The organism is Eubacterium coprostanoligenes (assembly GCF_900167205.1).
GTDB lineage: Bacteria > Bacillota > Clostridia > Oscillospirales > Acutalibacteraceae > Eubacterium_R > Eubacterium_R coprostanoligenes.
In genome coordinates this window covers 1-14,852 of the sequence record NZ_FUWW01000010.1, presented here as the reverse complement: position 1 = coordinate 14,852, position 14,852 = coordinate 1, and the positions used below count along the sequence as shown (strand labels likewise).

Genomic DNA, 14,852 nt, shown 5'->3' with positions numbered 1-14,852 from the left:
AGTAAGATATGAAGTTTATGGATTTTACCGGCTTTGCTCTGAAAAACCTTTTTTCCAAGCCGGCAACAAAGAATTATCCTGCCGAACCTGCGGTTTATCCGGAGCGTTCAAGGGGTCACATTGAAATTGACATAGATAACTGCATTATGTGCGGAATGTGCCAAAGAAAGTGCCCATCGGGTGCAATCAAGGTTGACCGTGCAACAAGAACCTGGTCGATTGAAAGAATGGGTTGTGTGCAGTGCGAAAACTGTGTTTCGGGCTGTCCGAAAAAATGCCTGCACATCAAACCGGGCTACACAGAACCAAGCAGGACTATGACGGTTGACTCATATTCTCAACCGATTCCAGAACCTCCAAAGGCAGAAAAAGCTGAAGCAGACTCCCCTGCTCTTACATCGGGCAAGATTGAAAACGATATGAGCAAGTGTATTCTTTGCGGACTTTGTGCAAGGAAGTGCCCGTCAAGCGCCATCACAGTTGACAGAAACGAGAAAACTTGGAGCATCAACCGTGACGAATGTGTGCAGTGCGGTGCATGCATTGACGCCTGCTTGAAATTCCACAGCTTGAGCTACGCAAAAGACGACGGCGAAAGCGGACAAGTAACCTACAAAAAGGAAGCGTAAAGCATTACTAAAAAATACACCTTTTCAGGTATCGTTCAGGGTATCGGATTTCGCCCCACAGCCCTGAGGCTCGCACAGGAGCTTGACATAAAAGGCGAAGTGAAAAACACAGGCGGTAATGTTGAAATTATCGCACAGGCAGAAAATGAGGCGTTGGAGGAATTTATCCGACGCCTTATCGGCTTGTTTAACATAAAATCATTCAATCAAGAAATTACAGAAAACAAAAGCTACTCCCAATTCAAAATCATTCATTCCACCAACGACAACGACATTCCGTTCATCACTCCCGATTTGGCAACCTGCCCGAATTGTGAACGAGAACTAAAAGACGAAAACAACCGCAGATACAACCATCCGTTTATCAGCTGTATCAACTGCGGAGCAAGATATACCATAATCAACACTCTGCCATACGACAGAGAAAACATTACAATGAGCGTGTTCCCTCTTTGTGACGAGTGTCAAAAGGAATACACGACACCGCAAGACATCAGATGCCACGCACAGACCATTGCATGCAACGACTGCGGACCTGCAACAAGTATTACAATCAATGAAGCTGTGCAGACGCTGAAAAGCGGCGAAATCCTTGCAATCAAAGATATTGGCGGATACCACCTATCGTGCCTATGCGAAACAGAGTGCGCAACAAAACTCCGTGAAATCAAAGGCAGAGAAACAAAGCCGTTTGCAGTTATGTTCAAGGACATTGACGAAATTGCCGAATACTGCGAAATATCCGACAAAGAAAGAGAACTCCTGCTGTCCCCTGCACGGCCGATAGTTTTGCTCAAAGCGAAAAAAGAATTTCCCGTTGGAGTGTGCGACGGTTCGGACTTTATAGGTGCGTTTTTGCCGTGCAATCCGATACAAATACTTATACTCGACAAGGTTTCGCCACTCATAATGACGAGTGCAAACCTATCGGGTGAGCCGATAATAATTGACGATGAAGAAATAAAAAAATTCGGCATGAAAATTCTATCTCACAACCGAGAAATACTAACACCTCTTGATGACAGCGTGGTGCAAATCAACGCAGGAGAGGTACAGTTCATCCGCCGTGCAAGAGGCTATGTTCCGCTTGCAATAGATGTCGGAACAAAGGCGAAAAGCGACATTCTTGCACTTGGCGGTGACATTAAAAGCAGTTTTGCAATTATGCACGGCAACTATATTTATCCGTCACAATACTTTGGTGATTTGGAAGATGCAAAATGTTTTGAAGCATACAAAAACAACATTGACCGTTTTTGCAGACTCCACAGCTTCACACCTGAAAAAACCGTTTGCGATATGCACCCACTGTACTATTCTTCAACCGTAGCAAAAGCAGATTACAAGCACCAGCACCATTTGGCACACGCATACAGCGTTATTGCAGAGCACCGACTAAAAGGTGATGTGTTGAGTTTTGTATTTGACGGCACAGGCTACGGAACAGACGGTGCAATTTGGGGCAGTGAAGTGTTCTTCAACAGAGAAAGAGTTGAGCACCTTGAATACACAAAAATGCTTGCAAGTGACGAGGTTTCAAAAAATGCGGACATCTGCCTTGCCTGCTATGACGGAAGCAATCCGCTTGTCAAAAGTGCGATTGAGCACAACATAAACACGGTGAACTCATCAAGTATGGGCAGGCTGTTTGATGCCGTTGCATCGGTGCTTGACATCTGCCACTACAACACATATGAGGGCGAATGTGCCATAGCACTTGAACGCACGGCACGAAAAGCAACCAAGGCTTTCGAGTTGACTCCTACCCTATCACCAAAAGCCATAATTGAAGAAATCAAAAACGCAAACGCACCAAAGGAAGAAATCGCACTTGGATTTCATCATATGCTTGCAAAATTGATACTGAATATTTCAAAAAAACACAACGCAAATCAGGTCACGCTCAGCGGAGGTTGTTTCAACAACCGAATACTTACCGAGCGAACCTTTGAGCTTTTGAAGCAAAACAACATAAAAGTATACATAAACAACAAAGTGCCGTCAGGAGACCAAGGAATTTGCCTCGGTCAAGCATATTTGACAGCACTTGACGAACAGAAAGAGGTGTAGGCTATGTGTGTTGCGGCACCGGGAAAAATAATTGAAATAAACGGAAACACGGCAAAAATCGACTACTCATCAAACATCACAACGGTCAACAAAGGCATAGTTGACTGCAAGGTGGGCGATTGGGTTTTAGTTCACGCAGGGCTAATAATTCAGGTTTTGCCCGAAAACGAGGCAGAATATATGGTTGACCTATTCAAAGACCTTGAGGAACTTGGACAATGAACATAAACGATGTAATCAAGGCTCTAAAAGAATATGACGGCGAAGAAATCACGCTTATGGAGGTTTGCGGAACTCACACCGCATCAATCAGCGAAAACGCTATTCCGTCACTTATAAGCAACAAAATTCATCTTATCAGCGGTCCGGGTTGCCCTGTTTGTGTTACTGTTTCGGACTATGTTGACAAGTTGATTGAACTTGCACTTGAGGGCAATGTAATAGTCACATTCGGTGATATGATTAGAGTTCCGGGCAGAGAAAAAGCACTAAAAGACATCAAGGCTGACGGTGCGGACATCAGAATGATCTATTCCCCGATGGAAACGATTGAACTTGCAAAAGCTGAACCGTACAAAAATTTTGTGTTTGCGGCAGTCGGATTTGAAACCACAACGCCGATTTATGCACTATTGCTTGATGAAATCATAAAACAAGAAATTAAAAACGTGCAACTCTTGACCGCACTGAAAACTATGCCGAATGTTATTGCCACCCTTTGCGAAGCCGACAACAAGATTGACGGTTTTATTGCACCGGGGCATGTTGCGGTTATTACGGGAAGCAACGCATTTGTGCCTCTTGCCGAAAAATACAGCTTGCCGTTTGCTGTCAGCGGATTTGAAGCGGAAGAAATACTTGCATCAATATATGCACTTATTAAACTTCGCAAACAAGGTAAAGTAATCAACCTTTACAAATCAGCGGTAACAAGCGTAAGAAACGAAAAAGCGTTTGAAATTGTGCACAAATATTTTGAAGAATATGATGCACCATGGCGAGGATTGGGCATTATAAAAGGCTCGGGAATAGCATTAAAAAAAGAATATACAAAATATGATGCAGGTTCACGAGAACTCACGAACGATTATTCACACCAAAAAGGGTGCTTGTGTGGTGAAATAATTTCGGGCAACAAGAAACCGACCGACTGCCCTTTATATAATAAAATCTGCACACCCGAAAATCCAAAAGGCGCTTGTATGGTGAGCATTGAGGGTACTTGCTACAACTATATAACTAACAACAGGAAGTAAAAATATGAAAATTACATTATCACACGGAAGCGGAGGAAAAGCGACAAGCGAGCTTATTGACCAAATTTTTGCACGCCACTTTTCCAACCCGATACTGAATATGATGGAGGACAGCGCAGTTGTTGACGGCTACGGCAAAATCGCAATAACAACCGACAGTTTTGTTGTTACTCCCCTGTTTTTCAAGGGTGGTGACATCGGCAGACTTGCAGTTTGCGGAACGGTGAACGACTTGCTCATGAGAGGTGCTGTGGCAAAATACATTACATCCGCATTCATCATCGAGGAGGGTGCAGACACCGAAACGCTTGAGGCTATTGCATCATCAATGGCAAAAACAGCAAACGAAGCGGGAGTGTGCATTGTTGCAGGCGACACAAAGGTTATCGAGGGCAACGGCGGAGTGTACATCAACACCACAGGCATAGGCTTTGCGAACAATGAAAACATTGTTTCAACCAATCTGCAAAACGGCGACTGCGTAATTGTCAGCGGTACTATGGGCGACCACCACGCAACAATTCTCTCTGCAAGAATGGAAATTGAAAACGACATTCAATCCGACAATGCTCCGCTGACCGACATAGTAAAAAACCTGATTGACGGCGGAATTGACATCCACTGTATGAGAGATGTCACAAGAGGCGGACTCGGAACTGTACTGAATGAACTTGCAAACGCATCTCAAAAACAAATTGAAATTGAAGAAACCGCAATTCCAATCAGCGATGAAGTCAAGGCATTTTCAAAAATCCTGGGACTTAACATTATGCATATGGGCAACGAGGGCAAGTTGGTTGCAATTGTTCCGAGTGAGCAAGCAAACAAGGCTGTGGAGATAATGAAAAACAGCAAATACGGTGAAAATGCCACGATTATCGGCAAAATCACGAACGGCGAGGGTGTTATACTCAACACACGGCTCGGCGGACAAAGAAAAATAAATGTGCTTATCGGCGAGGGACTTCCGAGAATTTGCTGATAAGACAACAAAAAAGATGAACCGCACCATGAGACACGATTCATCTTTTTATTTTTAACATAAAATATACAGAGAGGGTTATTTAATTTGCTCAAATGCCTGAGCGAGATCGGCAAGAATATCGTCAATATGCTCTGTGCCGATTGAAAGACGGATGGTGTTCGGCTTGATGTTCTGTTCTGCAAGTTCCTCGGAACTGAGCTGTGAGTGAGTTGTTGTTGCAGGGTGAATAACAAGCGACTTAACATCTGCCACATTTGCAAGGATTGAAAAGATTTGAAGCGAGTCAATGAACTTCTTTGCCTCTGCTTCTCCGCCCTTGATTTCGAATGTGAAGATTGAACCGGCACCGTTAGGGAAATATTCATTGTAAAGTGCCTGATACTTAGGGTCGAGTGACGGGTGATTTACTTTTTCAACAAGCGGATGATTGTTGAGGTATTCAATAACTTTCTTTGCATTTTCAACATGACGCTCAACACGAAGTGAGAGAGTTTCTGTTCCCTGAAGAAGAAGGAATGCGTTGAAAGGCGAAATTGTAGCACCCGTATCACGAAGAATGATTGCACGAATGTAAGTTACAAATGCCGCAGGACCTACGGCATCTACAAAGCTGATGCCGTGATAGCTTGGGTTTGAATCTGCGATTTGCGGGAATTTGCCCGAAGCCTTCCAATCAAACTTTCCGCTGTCTACGATGATACCGCCGAGGGTTGTACCGTGACCGCCGATGAACTTTGTTGCGGATGAAGCAATAATATCCGCACCGAGTTCGATTGGACGAAGAAGATATGGAGTTGTGAATGTATCGTCAACTACAAGCGGAATGTTGTGCTTGTGAGCGATTTCGGAAACTGCCTTGATATCGATAATGTTTGAATTTGGATTGCCCAATGTTTCAATAAAAATAGCCTTTGTGTTGTCCTGAATTGCATCTTCAAAATTCTGAACATCATCAGGGTCAACAAATGTTGTTGTAACACCGCTGTGTGGGAAGGTGTGTGCAAGATAATTGTATGTGCCGCCGTAAATTGTCTTTGCGGCTACGATATGGTCACCTGCAGAAGCAAGTGCCTGAAATACATAAGAAATTGCTGCCGCACCCGAAGCTGTTGCCAAGCCTGCTACACCGCCCTCAAGAGCCGCAAGTCTTTGTTCAAAGACATCTTGAGTGCTGTTTGTTAGTCTGCCGTAAATGTTGCCTGCATCTGCAAGACCAAATCTTGCCTGTGCGTGGTCGCTGTTGCGAAATACATATGATGTTGTTTGATAAATCGGCACTGCTCTTGCATCTGTTGCCGGGTCCGGTGATTCCTGTCCTACATGAAGTTGTAATGTTTCAAATTTATAATTAGCCATGATAATAATTTCCTTTCAAGTTAAAAAATGTTTTTGTGATAATCGGTTTTAATAAATCAACAGCAAAAACACATTCGCCCAAAACGGAAATTTTGGCGTAACAATCGTTCAAATAAATTATTCATAACCAATCTCCTATTACCTACTTTATTGGTAGGCTTTGTTGTTATGTTTGCATTATAACTCACAATACCCACTATGTCAATAGGTTTTCTGTATTTTTTTAAAAAAACTTGACAACACCCCTTTTATATGGATAATAATTATTAGGTGATATAATGAACAAAGAACAATTATTGAACATATTACAAGGCGTGCAAAACGGCGATATTTCCCCTGACAACGCACTTGAAAAAATCAAACTTGCACCGTATGAAGATATTGGATTTGCAAATATTGATACTTCACGCTCACTCCGTCATGGGGTAGGAGAAGTGATATACGGCGAGGGCAAAAGTGCCGAGCAAATCAGGGCTATTGCACAAAAGCTGATTGACAACGGAGAAAAAACCGTGCTCATCACCAGAATTGACGAAAGCAAGGCTGAATATGTAAATCGCACAATCACTCTTGAATACGACAATGAATCAAGAACTGCCGTTGCAGGCAAAATACCCGAACCGAACGGCAAGGGCAAAATCGTTGTTTGCTGTGCAGGAACTTCAGATTTATACTGCGCAAAAGAGGCGTTAATTACGGCAAAGGCTTTCGGCAACGAAGTTGTTGAAATGTATGATGTCGGCGTTGCGGGAATTCACAGATTGCTTGACAAGGCAGAACTTTTGTCAAATGCCAAGGCAGTCATTGCAATTGCCGGAATGGAGGGTGCACTTGCAAGTGTTGTGGGCGGACTTGCCTCCTGCCCTGTTATTGCCGTTCCGACAAGTGTTGGCTACGGTGCAAGTTTTGGCGGAGTTTCGGCTCTTTTGGCAATGCTCAACAGCTGTGCAAGCAATGTCAGCGTAGTGAATATCGACAATGGATTCGGCGCAGCTTATATTGCAAGTATGATAAATCATCAGGAATAACATATGAAAAGTTTATATTTAGAATGTAATATGGGTGTTGCAGGCGATATGCTATGCGCTTCTCTGCTTGACACACTCAATGAAAAAGACAAAGAATATATAATAAATAAATTAAATACATTATTATGTGATGTGACCGTCAGCCTAAACACAACAACAAAAAGCGGTATCAGAGCATCAAAATTTGATGTGACAATAAAAGAAAGCGGACACACTCACACGAGCATATCCGAGATATACAAAATTATTGACGGTTTTGACATTCCGCAAAAAGTCAAAGAAAATACAAAAGCTGTGTACAAACTGATTGCCGAAGCAGAAAGCAAAGTGCACGGCACAACGGTTGCCGATGTTCACTTGCACGAAGTCGGTGCAAAGGATGCCATAATTGACATCACCGCCTGCTGTTTGCTGATTGATTATTTGCAGATTGACAAAATCGTTTGCTCACCGATTGCAACAGGCTTTGGCAAAGTCAAAACAGCGCACGGAATTATGCCTGTTCCTGCTCCTGCGACTGCGGAACTGTTAAGTTCGATACCGTGCTTTACGGGAGACATAAAAGGCGAACTGACAACTCCGACAGGCGTGGCACTTGTCAAATTCTTTGCAAATGAGTTTTCCGCTTCAAACGGCGAATACGAAAAAGTCGGCTACGGTGCAGGCACAAAAAACTTTGAAAAGCCAAACATAATAAGGACTTTTATCAAAGAAAGCGATACCGACACCGTGTTTGAACTTCGCTGTCAAATTGACGATATGACGGGCGAGGAACTCGGATATGCACTGAACAAAATGCTCGCCCTCGGAGCAAAAGACGCATACATCAAGCCTATTGTTATGAAAAAGAGCAGACCCGCCTTTGAATTTACGGTCATCTGCTCCCCTGCCGACAAAGACGAACTCACACGGCAGATGTTCAAACACACAACAACGCTTGGCATAAGGCAGATTGAGTGTGTTCGTGCAATCCTCGACAGAGAAATATACGAAAAAAACGGTGTTCGCATAAAGCGTTCGCACGGCTACGGCACACAAACCGAAAAAATCGAATTTGATGATATTGTAAAAATTGCGGAAGAAAAAGACATCTCGGTTTTTGAAGCAAGAAAAATGATTGAAAAATAAAAACGCCCCTGTAAAGATTTTCTCTTTACAGGGGCTTGTACTATCTTATCTTGCTTTTGTTGCGATTTCGGTTACGATTCTTGAAAGGAACTCGTCAACAGAGGTTGCGCCCTCGTCGCCGTTCTTTCTTGAACGAACAGAAATTGTGTTTGCTTCGATGTCCTTATCACCAACAATAATCATATAAGGAACTTTCTCCATTTGAGCAGAACGAATCTTGAAGCCTGTCTTTTCGCTTCTGTCATCAAGTTCGCAACGAACACCTGCTGCCTGAAGTTTTGACATAACCTCACGGCAATAATCCTGATGTCTGTCTGCAACAGGAAGGAACTTAACCTGAACAGGAGAAAGCCAAGTTGGGAATGCACCTGCATACTTCTCGATAAGGAGAGCAAGGGTTCTCTCGTAGCAACCGATTGAAGTTCTGTGGATGATGTAAGGATTCTTCTTTTGACCGTCCTTGTCTACATATTCCATACCGAACTTTTCTGCAAGCATCTGGTCGATTTGGATTGTAACAAGAGTGTCTTCCTTGCCAAATACATTCTTGATTTGAATATCAAGTTTCGGACCGTAGAAAGCAGCTTCGCCGATACCAACCTTGTAGTCGATGCCGAGGTCGTCAAGGATAGTTTTCATAACGCCCTGTGCTTCATCCCACTGCTCTTTTGTGCCGATATACTTTCCCGTATCTTCAGGGTCCCACTGTGAGAAACGATAGGTCAAATCCTCTTTGAGTCCCAAAACATCCATCATATAGTTTGTAAGTTCAAGGCAAGCCTTGAATTCGTCCTCAAGTTGATCAGGACGGCACATCAAGTGACCCTCTGAAATTGTAAACTGACGAACACGGATAAGGCCGTGCATTTCGCCCGATGCCTCGTTACGGAAAAGAGTTGATGTTTCGTCATATCTGAGCGGAAGGTCACGGTATGATCTTGCTCTGTTAAGATATGCCTGATACTGGAACGGGCAAGTCATAGGACGGAGTGCGAAAACTTCCTTGTCCTTTTCCTCATCGCCGAGAACAAACATACCTTCCTTATAGTGATCCCAGTGACCTGAAATCTTATAAAGGTCCGATTTTGCCATAAGAGGAGTTTTTGTAAGCAACCAACCTCTCTTTTCTTCCTCGTCCTCTACCCAACGCTGGAGAGTTTGAATAATTTTTGTACCCTTTGGAAGAAGAATAGGCAAGCCCTGACCGATGTAATCAACTGTTGTAAAGAGTTCGAGCTCTCTGCCAAGTTTGTTGTGGTCACGCTTTTTAGCCTCTTCAAGAGCTGCAAGATGTTCTTCAAGCATTGAAGCCTTAGGAAATGCGGTACCGTAAACACGGCAAAGCATCTTGTTTTTCTCATCGCCTCTCCAGTAAGCGCCTGTGCACTGTGTAAGCTTAAATGCCTTTACAACCTTCATATCCATAAGGTGAGGACCTGCGCAAAGTTCTGTAAATTCGCCTTGCTCATAAAAACTGATCGGTTCGCCTTTTTCTGCATGCTCCTTAATAAGTTCAATCTTGTAAGGCTCATTCTTGCTTTCCATAAGAGCGATTGCTTCGTCAACAGGAAGTTCAAATCTCTTGATTTCAGGATTTTCCTTAACAATCTTCTTCATTTCTGCTTCGATTTTTGCCAAATCGTCCGGTGAGAATGACTTTTCAACATCAAAGTCATAATAGAAACCATTATCAATAGCAGGGCCTATAGTAAGTTTTGCTTCAGGATAAAGGCGCTTAACTGCCTGTGCCATAATGTGAGATGCGGTGTGGTTGAATGCCTTTCTGCCATCCTCGTCATCAAAGGTGAGGATTTCAAGTGTGGCATCGGCATCTATAACTGTTCTCAAATCCTTAACCTCGCCGTTAATCTTGCAGCAGGTTGCGTTTCTGAAAAGTCCCATAGAAATGTCTTTTGTAATGTCGCCGGCTGTCTTTGCTTCGTTATATTCCAAAACTGAGCCGTCTTTTAATGTGATTTTCATAATCTAATCCTCCTTAAAAATAAAAAAATCACCCTGAAAAACAGGGTGAATAAAATCCACGGTTCCACCTGAATTGCGATTGAACAATCGCCTCTCAATGCTCTGTAACGGGAGCTCCCGACCTGTATTAAAGGCACTCCGAGGTGGTAACAAAACTCTGCTTGACACATCCTTTCACCAACCGGATGCTCTCTGAAGTCGCCCAAAAGCCGTCATATTCTCATCAAAGAATTTATCATATTCTTCATTTGAATGTATAATAGCACTGTTGATTTTGTTTGTCAAGTAACATTTTTTAAATTTCTAAACACAGTCTAAACACAGTACCGTACGCAAAATATTTTCTTGACAAATACTATATATTGAAGTATTATATTTGTGACATTCTGTATATAAACCTATTGTATATGGTACTTACAAATGTCAAAATTGCATAAAACTGTACCTTTTCTGATGAAATTAACAATTATGTAAAAATTTAGAACAGAAGGAGGTGCTATTGATATGATAAGTATTGTTATTACTATAATTATTGCCGTTGTATGTGCAGTGCTTTTTGCCGTACTCGGATTTTTGTTCGGATATACAAAAAGAGGAAAATCGGACACAGCAAAAATCGGTGACGCTACAGAACAGGCAACAAAAATTTTGAATAATGCTCTTTCAGAAGCGGAGAACACAAAGAAAACTCTGCTTTTGGAAACAAAAGACGAAATACACAGACTTCGTTCAGACGCAGATAAAGAAATCCGTGAAAGAAGAAACGAAGTTCAAAAACAAGAAAAAAGACTTAACCAGCGTGAAGAATATCTTGATAAAAGAGCTGACACTCTGGAAAAGAAAAATGAAAGTTTAAGTGAAAAAATTAAGTCGGCAGATGACAAATTACTTGAAATCGATGGCATCAAGAAAAGTCAGTTTGATATGCTTGAAAGAATTTCGGGCTTATCACAAGAGGATGCAAAGGCTCAACTCATGAATTCCCTTGAATCCGAACTTGATATTGAAAAAAGCAAAAGAATTCTTGAACACGAGCAAATGATTAAGGATCAAAGCGATGTAATCGCAAGAGAAATCATCGGTACCGCTATCCAGCGTTGTGCGGCTGACCACACAGCAGAAACCACTGTTTCGGTTGTTTCGCTTCCGTCAGACGAAATCAAAGGACGCATCATCGGCAGAGAGGGTCGTAACATCCGCTCTATCGAAAAAATCACAGGTGTTGAGCTTATCATTGACGATACCCCGGAGGCTATCACAGTAAGCTCATTTGACCCTGTAAGACGAGAAATTGCCCGTTTGACACTTGAAAGATTGATTCAAGACGGTCGTATTCATCCTACAAGAATTGAGGAAATGTACGAAAAGTCAAAGAGAGAAATCAACCAAACAATCAAAGCAGAGGGCGAAAAGGCCGTTATCAGCGCAAACTGTGGTTCTGTTCACCCTGAACTCGTTAAACTTTTAGGTAAACTCAAATACCGTACATCATACGGTCAAAGCGTTCTCAAGCACTCACTTGAAGTATCGTACATTGCCGGTCTTATGGCCGCAGAACTCGGAGCAGACGAAAAACTTGCAAGACGAGCAGGTCTTCTCCACGACTTGGGCAAGGCTCTTGACCACGAAATGGAAGGAAGCCACGTTGCTCTCGGCGTTGAATACGCAAGAAAGTACAAAGAAAGTGAAGCTGTTGTTCACGCAATTCAGGCTCACCACGGTGATGTCGAATGCAAAACAATCGTTGCTTGTCTTGTTCAGGCTGCGGACGCTGTTTCTGCTTCAAGACCGGGCGCAAGACGAGAAAACATTGAGCACTACATCAAGCGCTTGCAACAGCTTGAAGAAATTTCAACAAGCTTTAACGGCGTTGAAAAGGCATATGCTATTCAGGCAGGCCGTGAAGTAAGAGTTATGGTTAAGCCGGATGTAATCTCTGACCAAAAGATGCCATATATTGCACACGAAATTGCAAAGAAAATTGAAGAGGAAATGGAATATCCGGGTCAAATTAAGGTTAATATCATCCGTGAAAGCCGACACTCAGATGTTGCAAAATAGTAAAAAATAACTATTACAATAGGGTTGCCGTGCGGTAGCCCTATTTTGTATTTTGAAAGGAAAAATATTATGATTAAGCACATTGTATGCTTTAAGTTAAAAGACAACAGCCCTGAAGAATGCAACAAGGCTGCGGAGATTTTGCGTTCTATGGAAGGAAAAGTTGACCTCATCAGAGATATTGAGGTTGGTGTTGACTTTTTACATTCAGAGCGTTCATACGACATCATTCTTCAGGTCGTTTTGGGCAATGCGGAAGCTCTTGAAAAATATCAAAATGACGAATATCACTGCAATGTAGTAAAAAAACATATGCACGCTGTAAGAGAATCTTCAGTTGCAATTGACTACAACATTTAATCTCACAAATTATCCCGGCAAACTATTAAAAAAGGAGAGGAATAATGCCATGTTTAGAATTTTAGTAGTAGAAGACGATGTAGACCTCAACAACGCCGTCTGTACATTTTTGAGAAAAAACGGATTTGATGCAGAGGGTTGCTACAATACAACACAGGCATACAGCGCAATGTATGACAATGTTCATGACATCATCATATCGGACATTATGATGCCGGGTGAAGATGGTTTTGAATTTGCAAAAAACATACGAAAGCTGTCAACAAACATTCCTATTCTTTTTATGACCGCAAGGGACGACATTGCATCAAAGCAATTAGGTTTCAGCTTGGGAATTGACGATTATATGGTTAAGCCTGTCAACTTGGACGAGCTTGTTATGAGAATCAACGCCCTGCTCCGCCGTGCAAAAATTGCAGAGAGCAAAAAAATCAACATCGGCAAATTGAGCATAAACGCCGATGAAAGAAGCGTAACCTATGACGGCGAGGAAATCAATCTCACATCAAGAGAATTCAACATTATTTACAAAATGCTCTCCTACCCTAAAAAAACATTTTCACGCACACAGCTTATGGATGAATTTTGGGGTGCAGACACCACCTCCGGCACAAGAACAGTTGATGTTTATATGACAAAACTTCGTGACAAGTTTTCAAAATGCAAAGAATTTGAAATTGTCACCGTTCACGGCTTGGGATACAAGGTGATTATCAATGAAGAATTCGAGTAAGCCTCTTTTAATCCACGACTTAAAGCGTGGAAGATTAAGTTACAAATACCATGTTAGAAATGTCATAAACTCATTTTTGTTTATGGCACTTCTTGTTTGCTTTTCAACACTTGGCACTGTCAGTCTTTTAAAGGCTACAAACAGCAAAGTTCCGGGTTTGGACACAACTGAAAATTTCAGCGAGTTAATATATTTTTCGATTATACTGATTATTTTTTACACAGTTTGGCAACTCGTGTTCACCAGACTTATGATTGAAAAGCCTACAAAGGAGTTTGCAAAAGCAAGCGAAAAAGTTGTTCAAGGCGATTATTCTGTAAGAATTAATATGGACGAGCTTCTACTCGGAAGCCTTGAGTTCATCAACATTGCACAGAATTTTAACATTATGGTTGAACAGCTCGGAAAAGTTGACAGCTTGAGCAATGATTTTATATCAAATGTTTCTCATGAAATGAAAACACCGCTTGCGGTAATTCAATCATATGCAACTATTTTGCAAAATCCTGATTTGAGTGAAGAAGAGCGAAAAGAATACACAAGCAAAATTTACGCTTCAACCCAACAGCTATCTGTTCTTGTTTCGAACATTTTGAAACTGAACAAAATCGAAAACAATCAAACAAACACAAAAGAAAGCAACTATAATCTTTCGGAACAATTATCGCAAAGTTTGCTTGATATGGAAAATCTGTGGGAAAGCAAAAATATCGGAATTGAATTCAATGTTGAAGATAATGTATACATAAATTCCGATGAAGAACTGATGAAAATCGTGTGGGCAAACCTGTTTTCAAATGCAATAAAATTCACTCCTTCAGGCGGTGTAATAACCGTCAACCTTGTTAAGCACGCAGATAAAATTGTTGTTTCGGTGGCTGATACAGGGTGCGGAATGAACGAAGAAACAAAGGCTCATATTTTTGAAAAATTCTATCAGGGCGACACTTCCCATTCCGAAAAAGGCAATGGGCTCGGACTTTCTTTGGTTAAACGAATTATTGATTTGACAAACAACGAAATCAGTGTTGAAAGCGAACTTGGAAAAGGCACCGCTTTTACGGTTACATTAAACAACTAAACAAGGCAATTGACGGCAAACCAATGAGTTTGCCGTTTTTTATTTGTGCGTTCTTTATATAATATATTATAATATTTATATATATTATTGTTCATTTGTCAATGATGTGACACCGAGATATTAAAATAAAAAGTATTGGGAAAAGGACAATGTGATGATTAAACGGAGCGTAGCGAAGTGAA

General features: G+C 41.8%; 13 protein-coding genes and 1 other annotated feature. Of the genes, 11 read left to right on the top strand and 2 right to left on the bottom strand.

What is annotated here, in order from left to right; translation table 11 throughout:
- Window positions 1-8 precede the first annotated feature (8 nt).
- The 5 genes from B5D29_RS08585 to hypE are packed head-to-tail and all read left to right on the top strand — an operon-like array spanning window position 9 to window position 4,937.
- Window positions 9-629, top strand: coding sequence for a 4Fe-4S dicluster domain-containing protein (locus B5D29_RS08585; protein WP_143406734.1), 621 nt, complete (start codon window positions 9-11; stop codon window positions 627-629).
- A gap of 3 nt (window positions 630-632) precedes the next feature.
- Window positions 633-2,699, top strand: coding sequence for a carbamoyltransferase HypF (hypF, locus tag B5D29_RS05210; protein ID WP_078768526.1), 2,067 nt, complete (start codon window positions 633-635; stop codon window positions 2,697-2,699).
- A 3-nt stretch (window positions 2,700-2,702) separates the two neighbouring features.
- Window positions 2,703-2,921: a HypC/HybG/HupF family hydrogenase formation chaperone gene (locus B5D29_RS05205; RefSeq protein ID WP_078768525.1), complete on the top strand. Its 219-nt coding sequence runs from the start codon at window positions 2,703-2,705 to the stop codon at window positions 2,919-2,921.
- On the top strand, window positions 2,918-3,955 hold the full coding sequence (gene hypD / locus B5D29_RS05200) for a hydrogenase formation protein HypD (protein ID WP_078768524.1): 1,038 nt from the start codon (window positions 2,918-2,920) through the stop codon (window positions 3,953-3,955). Before B5D29_RS05205 ends, hypD begins: the two co-directional genes overlap by 4 nt.
- Before the next feature lie 4 nt (window positions 3,956-3,959).
- Window positions 3,960-4,937, top strand: a complete 978-nt coding sequence (gene hypE / locus B5D29_RS05195; RefSeq protein WP_078768523.1) for a hydrogenase expression/formation protein HypE — start codon at window positions 3,960-3,962, stop codon at window positions 4,935-4,937.
- A gap of 78 nt (window positions 4,938-5,015) precedes the next feature.
- Here the strand turns inward: hypE and B5D29_RS05190 are convergent, their stop codons facing one another.
- On the bottom strand, window positions 5,016-6,296 hold the full coding sequence (locus B5D29_RS05190; RefSeq protein ID WP_078768522.1) for an O-acetylhomoserine aminocarboxypropyltransferase/cysteine synthase family protein: 1,281 nt from the start codon (window positions 6,294-6,296) through the stop codon (window positions 5,016-5,018).
- 278 nt (window positions 6,297-6,574) lie between these two features.
- On the opposite strand from B5D29_RS05190, the gene larB reads away from it, so the two are divergent.
- On the top strand, window positions 6,575-7,324 hold the full coding sequence (gene larB / locus B5D29_RS05185) for a nickel pincer cofactor biosynthesis protein LarB (RefSeq protein WP_078768521.1): 750 nt from the start codon (window positions 6,575-6,577) through the stop codon (window positions 7,322-7,324).
- 3 nt (window positions 7,325-7,327) lie between these two features.
- On the top strand, window positions 7,328-8,452 hold the full coding sequence (gene larC / locus B5D29_RS05180; protein WP_078768520.1) for a nickel pincer cofactor biosynthesis protein LarC: 1,125 nt from the start codon (window positions 7,328-7,330) through the stop codon (window positions 8,450-8,452).
- A 45-nt stretch (window positions 8,453-8,497) separates the two neighbouring features.
- On the opposite strand, the gene thrS is transcribed toward larC, so the two are convergent.
- Complete coding sequence (gene thrS / locus B5D29_RS05175) at window positions 8,498-10,438, bottom strand: threonine--tRNA ligase (protein WP_078768519.1); 1,941 nt, start codon at window positions 10,436-10,438, stop codon at window positions 8,498-8,500.
- A 35-nt stretch (window positions 10,439-10,473) separates the two neighbouring features.
- Window positions 10,474-10,671 (bottom strand) — a binding site (T-box leader).
- 268 nt (window positions 10,672-10,939) lie between these two features.
- Here thrS and rny point away from each other — a divergent pair.
- The 4 genes from rny (at window position 10,940) to B5D29_RS05155 (ending at window position 14,670) form a co-directional block, all read left to right on the top strand.
- On the top strand, window positions 10,940-12,496 hold the full coding sequence (gene rny / locus B5D29_RS05170) for a ribonuclease Y (RefSeq protein ID WP_143406733.1): 1,557 nt from the start codon (window positions 10,940-10,942) through the stop codon (window positions 12,494-12,496).
- Window positions 12,497-12,565: 69 nt separating this feature from the next.
- Window positions 12,566-12,856 carry a Dabb family protein gene (locus B5D29_RS05165; RefSeq protein WP_078768518.1) on the top strand — a complete coding sequence of 97 codons (291 nt, stop codon included), beginning with the start codon at window positions 12,566-12,568 and terminating at the stop codon, window positions 12,854-12,856.
- 49 nt (window positions 12,857-12,905) lie between these two features.
- The gene (locus B5D29_RS05160) at window positions 12,906-13,589 is read left to right on the top strand and encodes a response regulator transcription factor (protein WP_078768517.1); all 684 of its coding nucleotides are present in this window, start codon (window positions 12,906-12,908) and stop codon (window positions 13,587-13,589) included.
- On the top strand, window positions 13,573-14,670 hold the full coding sequence (locus tag B5D29_RS05155; RefSeq protein WP_078768516.1) for a HAMP domain-containing sensor histidine kinase: 1,098 nt from the start codon (window positions 13,573-13,575) through the stop codon (window positions 14,668-14,670). Before B5D29_RS05160 ends, B5D29_RS05155 begins: the two co-directional genes overlap by 17 nt.
- Window positions 14,671-14,852: the final 182 nt, after the last annotated feature.

Coding starts and splice junctions, on each gene's coding strand:
- hypD (WP_078768524.1), top strand. CDS start 2,918: ATGAACATAAACGATGTAATCAAGGCTCTAAAAGAATATGACGGCGAA.
- B5D29_RS05165 (WP_078768518.1), top strand. CDS start 12,566: ATGATTAAGCACATTGTATGCTTTAAGTTAAAAGACAACAGCCCTGAA.
- B5D29_RS05160 (WP_078768517.1), top strand. CDS start 12,906: ATGTTTAGAATTTTAGTAGTAGAAGACGATGTAGACCTCAACAACGCC.
- B5D29_RS08585 (WP_143406734.1), top strand. CDS start 9: ATGAAGTTTATGGATTTTACCGGCTTTGCTCTGAAAAACCTTTTTTCC.
- larB (WP_078768521.1), top strand. CDS start 6,575: ATGAACAAAGAACAATTATTGAACATATTACAAGGCGTGCAAAACGGC.
- hypE (WP_078768523.1), top strand. CDS start 3,960: ATGAAAATTACATTATCACACGGAAGCGGAGGAAAAGCGACAAGCGAG.
- rny (WP_143406733.1), top strand. CDS start 10,940: ATGATAAGTATTGTTATTACTATAATTATTGCCGTTGTATGTGCAGTG.
- B5D29_RS05155 (WP_078768516.1), top strand. CDS start 13,573: ATGAAGAATTCGAGTAAGCCTCTTTTAATCCACGACTTAAAGCGTGGA.
- larC (WP_078768520.1), top strand. CDS start 7,328: ATGAAAAGTTTATATTTAGAATGTAATATGGGTGTTGCAGGCGATATG.
- B5D29_RS05205 (WP_078768525.1), top strand. CDS start 2,703: ATGTGTGTTGCGGCACCGGGAAAAATAATTGAAATAAACGGAAACACG.
- B5D29_RS05190 (WP_078768522.1), bottom strand. CDS start 6,296: ATGGCTAATTATAAATTTGAAACATTACAACTTCATGTAGGACAGGAA.